The sequence below is a fragment of the Halobacillus sp. BBL2006 genome (genome assembly GCF_000786645.1).
GTDB lineage: Bacteria > Bacillota > Bacilli > Bacillales > Halobacillaceae > Halobacillus.
Genome location: NZ_JRNX01000163.1, coordinates 1 through 5,430, shown reverse-complemented (window position 1 = coordinate 5,430; position 5,430 = coordinate 1). Strand labels below are relative to the sequence as shown.

8 protein-coding genes are annotated in these 5,430 nt (G+C 41.2%); all 8 read left to right on the top strand.

Annotated elements, in window-relative coordinates; all coding sequences use genetic code 11:
• Positions 1-244, top strand: a 244-nt coding sequence (locus tag LD39_RS05865) for a stage V sporulation T C-terminal domain-containing protein (RefSeq protein WP_035543914.1), incomplete at its 5' end; no start/stop codon positions are given.
• A 92-nt stretch (positions 245-336) separates the two neighbouring features.
• Positions 337-1,917 carry a polysaccharide biosynthesis protein gene (locus LD39_RS05860; RefSeq protein WP_035543913.1) on the top strand — a complete coding sequence of 527 codons (1,581 nt, stop codon included), beginning with the start codon at positions 337-339 and terminating at the stop codon, positions 1,915-1,917.
• Positions 1,914-3,380: a nucleoside triphosphate pyrophosphohydrolase gene (mazG, locus tag LD39_RS05855; protein WP_035543912.1), complete on the top strand. Its 1,467-nt coding sequence runs from the start codon at positions 1,914-1,916 to the stop codon at positions 3,378-3,380. Before LD39_RS05860 ends, mazG begins: the two co-directional genes overlap by 4 nt.
• 1 nt (position 3,381) lies before the next feature.
• Complete coding sequence (locus LD39_RS05850; RefSeq protein WP_035543911.1) at positions 3,382-3,639, top strand: RNA-binding S4 domain-containing protein; 258 nt, start codon at positions 3,382-3,384, stop codon at positions 3,637-3,639.
• A gap of 186 nt (positions 3,640-3,825) precedes the next feature.
• Positions 3,826-4,131, top strand: coding sequence for a sporulation protein YabP (gene yabP, locus LD39_RS05845; protein ID WP_035543909.1), 306 nt, complete (start codon positions 3,826-3,828; stop codon positions 4,129-4,131).
• A complete protein-coding gene (gene yabQ / locus LD39_RS05840) occupies positions 4,128-4,718 on the top strand; it encodes a spore cortex biosynthesis protein YabQ (protein WP_035543907.1) in 591 nt (196 codons plus the stop codon). Before yabP ends, yabQ begins: the two co-directional genes overlap by 4 nt.
• 15 nt (positions 4,719-4,733) lie before the next feature.
• Positions 4,734-5,117 (top strand): septum formation initiator family protein, encoded by a 384-nt coding sequence (locus LD39_RS05835; RefSeq protein ID WP_035543906.1) that lies wholly within the window; start codon positions 4,734-4,736, stop codon positions 5,115-5,117.
• Between the two features lie 78 nt (positions 5,118-5,195).
• The coding region (locus LD39_RS05830) for a S1 RNA-binding domain-containing protein (protein WP_035543900.1) at positions 5,196-5,430 on the top strand (235 nt) is incomplete at its 3' end.

Below are 5,430 nucleotides of genomic sequence, written 5' to 3'. Positions count from 1 at the left end.
CGGCTCGAAAGTGGAGCAGGTGATGGACACAAGGACTATGTCTTCAGAAAAACACCCGACACCTGTAGAATTTGTCCGTGGTCAAGAAGAGGATGTTATATCATACATTATTCAACCTATTATCGCACAGGGTGATCCGATTGGTTGTGTAGTTGGCTTTAACAAAGAAGGATCTCCAATTGATGAGGGTTCCAACAAAGCGGTTCAAACAGCGGCCAGCTTCCTTGCAAAACAAATGGAATAGACACTAGGTCAGGTCCGTAACGGTAAAGGATCTGGCCTTTCGTATGATATAATGAGAAAGCACGATATATCTATACAGAGAAAGGGTCCACAATGACCAATCAAACATCACAATCAGTCGTTAAAGGGGCATTAATTTTAACGCTCGCAGGGTTAGTCAGTAAAATCCTGAGTGCAGGATATCGAGTGCCTCTTCAAAATATTACTGGGGATCTTGGCTTTTATATTTACCAGCAAGTTTACCCCATTCTAGGGATGGCGTTGATTCTCTCTTTATATGGATTTCCGGCTGCCATATCAAAGCTGGTGTCTGAGTTGAGGGAGGAAAAAGAGTTCCTTTCATTCCCTTCGTTTTATTTGCCAGTGTTCGGCTGGCTTATGGGAATTTGCGGTCTCATATTTGTCATAGGATTCACACAAGCGCCTGGCATAGCTGCTGTCATGGGGGATGAAAAGCTCATTCCATCCTTACGGTCGGCTTTTTTTGTGTTCCTGCTTGTGCCTTTTGTCTCTCTTTTTCGTGGCGTTTTCCAGGGGATGAATCAAATGAAGCCAACCGCTGTCTCACAAGTAGTGGATCAATTGATACGTGTGAGTGTAATCATTGTGACCGCTGTTTTGGTCGTGAAATTCGATCATATGTATGCGGTCGGAATAGGCGCCTCTGTTGCTTCCTTTTTAGGCGCATGCGGAGGACTGGGAGTATTACTGTTTTTTGTTAAAAGGCAGTCCATATGGAAGAATAAGCGCTGGAATTCATCCGTATCTTACATACAAACGATTTTATTTTATGGTCTGTTCATTTGTTTGAACTACACTTTACTCTTATCACTACAACTGGTTGATTCTTTCTCACTTGTTCCGGGGCTTTTAAAGGCAGGAGAAGGACTGGAAGCTGCTCGTGTCCTCAAAGGCGTTTTCGATCGCGGCCAGCCTTTGATTCAACTGGGTACTGTCCTCGCTTCTTCCATTGCTTTAGCTTTAATTCCATCAGTGACGAGAAAGCGTTTTGAAAAAGATCCGGACGAAGTTAAAAAGTATATGTACACGTCAACGAAAGTCAGTCTCCTCATCGCTTTAGGCGCAACGGCGGGGTTAATCGTCTTATTTCCCGAGATTAATCAATTGTTCTTTCAAAACACTGAGGGTACAAGCGCACTAAGAATACTCATGATCGTCATTGTTTTTGCTTCCGTTTCTTTGACCACCTCTTCCGTCTTACAGGGACTTGGATACATTCGTCACACGGCTGTTTTGATTCTAATCGCTATAGGATTAAAAGCTATAGGAAATTACTGGCTTATTCCTCATTTAGAATTACACGGGGCGGCTGTTGCTTCTATAATGGCTGTAACTTTCGTTTTAGGAGGAAATGTCGTACTCTTAGGGAAAGAATTCCCATTGAACGAATGGATGACGATGCCCTGGCTGTCCATTACGGGCGCCTTAACCGGCATGATTTTACTGCTGATCTCATTCCGAGGTTTAGGAGAGAAGGTTATGACGTATGGACGAGTCTCCTTGCTTGTGTACACGTTGTCACTAACGGCATTTGGGGCGATTGTGTATTTCTTATTGTTATTGATTCTAGGGGCTTTTACAAGAAAAGAGCTGGAACCGATGCCTTTTTATAACACGTTGCAACGACTACTTCCGAAAGGGTTGAAACCATGACCACGATTACAGTATTAGGCTTAGGTGCAGGCGATACGAATCAGTTACCGCTCGGCATCTACCGCCAATTGATGAAAGAAGATAAACCTGTGTATGTACGTACAATGGACCATCCAGTATTACAAGATTTACAAAAAGACGGGCTGAGTTGCCAGAGCTTTGATGCAATATACGAAGACCAAAAAGATTTCAAGGATGTTTATGAGACAATTGTGGAAAAGCTTTTGGAGGAGGCGAAGGGTGAGGAATTGCTGTATGTCGTTCCAGGTCATCCTATGCTTGCTGAGAAGACTGTTCAGCTTCTAATTGAAAAACGCGATCAAGGCCACATTCAGCTTGTCATTCAAGGCGGTCAGAGTTTCTTAGATGCTACTTTTACTGCTTTGGAGATCGATCCAATCGAAGGGTTTCAATTTTTGGACGCTACCGATCTTAAAAGAGAAAGGCTTCAATTATTGAATCATACCATCTTATGTCAGGTGTATGATGCGATGATCGCTTCTGAGGTTAAGTTGACCCTTCTTGAAGATTTGCCGGCCGATTATCCGGTTACGATCGTAACAGCAGCGGGAAGTTATGAGGAGCGGGTGAATACCGTTCCACTAGAAGACCTGGATCGAAGTGTGGAAGTGAACAACTTAACGAGTGTGTATGTTCCTCCAGCACCACGAGAAAAGCTGAATCATCAATTTTTCCGATTACGAGAAGTCATTAGCATTTTGAGAGGGCCGGACGGGTGTCCATGGGACCGAAAGCAAACTCATGAATCCTTACGTAAGTATCTGATCGAAGAAGCGTATGAATTCATAGATGCTGTGAATCGACAGGACGATGAGCATATGGTGGAAGAGCTTGGTGATGTGCTTCTGCAAGTCATGTTGCACAGTCAAATCGGAGAAGATGAAGGGTTTTTCTCTATTGATGACGTAATAGTATCGGTAACAGATAAAATGATCCGCCGTCACCCCCATGTGTTTGAACATGTCACCGTCAATGATGCAGACGAGGTCGTGACGAATTGGGAGGCAATTAAGCAAGAAGAAAAAGGTGAGAAGTCTTCTTCAATCCTTGATTCGGTGCCGAATAGCTTCCCTGCTTTACTGCAGGCGGAAGAGCTTCAGAAGAAAGCTTCAAAAGTAGGCTTTGATTGGGATTCTGCAGACCTTGTCATTGAGAAAGTGAAGGAGGAGTGGCAGGAATTTCAAGAGGCGCGGGAACAAGAAAATAACGAAGAAATGGAAAAGGAATTTGGGGATTGGCTATTCGCAATTGCTAATCTAGCCAGACATTACAAATTAAATAGTGAGAATGCTCTTCAACGCACAAACCAAAAATTCAGAACGAGATTTTCGGCTATGGAAAAATCAGCCGCTAGCGAAAACCGTTCTTTGGAAGACTACGATTTAGAATCTCTCGAAGCACTTTGGGTTCAAGCTAAAGAACAATATAAAGGAGTGGAATAATATGCGATTAGATAAATTTCTAAAGATCTCCCGTTTAATTAAACGTCGGACGTTGGCTAAGGAAGTCGCTGACCAAGGAAGGATCAGCATCAACGGTAATCAGAGCAAGGCGGCAAGCAATGTTGCCATCGGAGATGAATTGACCATTCAGTTCGGTCAAAAGGTGCTGACGATTGAAGTGAAATCCTTGAAAGAAAATGTGAATAAAAATGAAGCGGCTTCGCTTTACGAAATTAAAAAAGAAGAGCCTGTGAAATAACAAAGAGCCACTGCTGATTAAGCAGTGGTTTTTCGTTACCATAGAAAATATTGGAGTACATAGGATAAAAAAAGAGCGTCCCATCTCTTTCGCTTTTCTGGTGCGCAGCGGAGTTTTTCTAACTTCCCCCCGTTCTAATTGCCGGCTTTTTTTCATAGCTTGTACTAGAGAAGGGGGCTGTTAGAGATGGAAATCTACGATAAAAATCAAACCTTGCGCAGTCAACAACAAGTTGAACACAATGTTAAAATATGGAATAGAAGAAACATGGAAATTTCAGGGGTGAAAGAGGTCGACAGCTTTGATAGTGAAGAATTTTTACTACAAACTTCTATGGGATATTTAGTCATCAGGGGACAAAATCTTCAAATGAAGAACTTGGATCTTGATTCTGGTATCGTTGCAATCAAGGGAAAAATGTATGAAATGTCATACTTGGACGAGCACCAAGGGGAGAAAGCTAAAGGGTTGTTTAGCAAGCTGTTCAAATGACCCTTACGACGCAATTCATTACCATTCTTACAATGCTTGCTGGTGGTGCGTTTGTCGGCGCATCCTTAGATACTTTTGAACGATTCTTTCATAATCGAAATAAAAAAAGCTGGCTTGAAATTATTTATCAACTGTTATTTTGGTTGTTTCAAGCTGCTTTTCTCTTTTACATTCTTTATTTAGCGAACTACGGAGAGCTCAGAGTCTATGTATTCGTTGCTCTCGTCTGTGGATACGCCAGTTATCGTGCACTCTTTCAGAACCTTTACTTAAAAGCACTTGAAGTTGGAATAAGGGTTGGCACAGCTATTCTGAGAACAGTGAAGAAAATAATCTATCATCTTGTCATATGGCCGATAAAATCCATGATTTTCCTAATTTTTTCTTTACTTATTGGTGTTTATAAGATACTTTTAAAGGGTATAATCTTATTGTTTGTTGTCGTATTTTATCCAATTAAGCTTATTCTTCGGTTGATTTGGCGATTAGTGCCGAAAAACATGAAAAATTACTTAAGGGATTTAGCAGGGTTTTTGGATAAAATAAAGAATACAATGAGCAATTGGAAAAAAAGATTTAAAAAGTAAAGGAGGTCGAGCTACATGGCAAAAAAACAGCCGGAATCGGTTGCACGCTTAGATTCTACATACATGAAGCACTACGATGCCTATATGGAAAGACACCAGAAGAAGAAGAAGCGTTTAGTTCGCCGACTGGTTATGTTTGCCCTGTTAGTCACGATCGTAGCGGGTTCCATGGTAATGTATCATATGCAACAACAAAGGCTGTATTCGGAAAAGCATGAGCAATTCGAACAATTGAAACAGGAGAAGGCCGCTTTGGAAAAAGAGGAGAAAGACTTGAAAGAGGAAATTGAACTCTTGAATAATGAAGAGTATGTTTTGCAGATTGCAAGGACCAATTATTTCTTTTCAAAAGAAGGCGAAATCATCTTTAAAATACCGAATGAAGACCCTTCATATTGACACTCTTTTCAAAGCTTATATATAATATATAAGAAGGATAATTTTTTTATCGAAAACTTAAGGAGGAGCATTTTTTTTATGTCAATTGAAGTAGGCAGCAAGCTGCAGGGTAAGGTAACAGGAATCACTAATTTCGGAGCGTTCGTTGAGCTTCCTGATGGGAAGACCGGTCTCGTTCACATTAGTGAAGTTGCCGACAACTATGTTAAGGACATTAATGATCACTTAAGCCAAGGAGATCAGGTTGAAGTGAAGGTTATTAATGTTGGAGATGATGGTAAGATTGGTTTATCCATCAAAAAAGCAAAAGAAA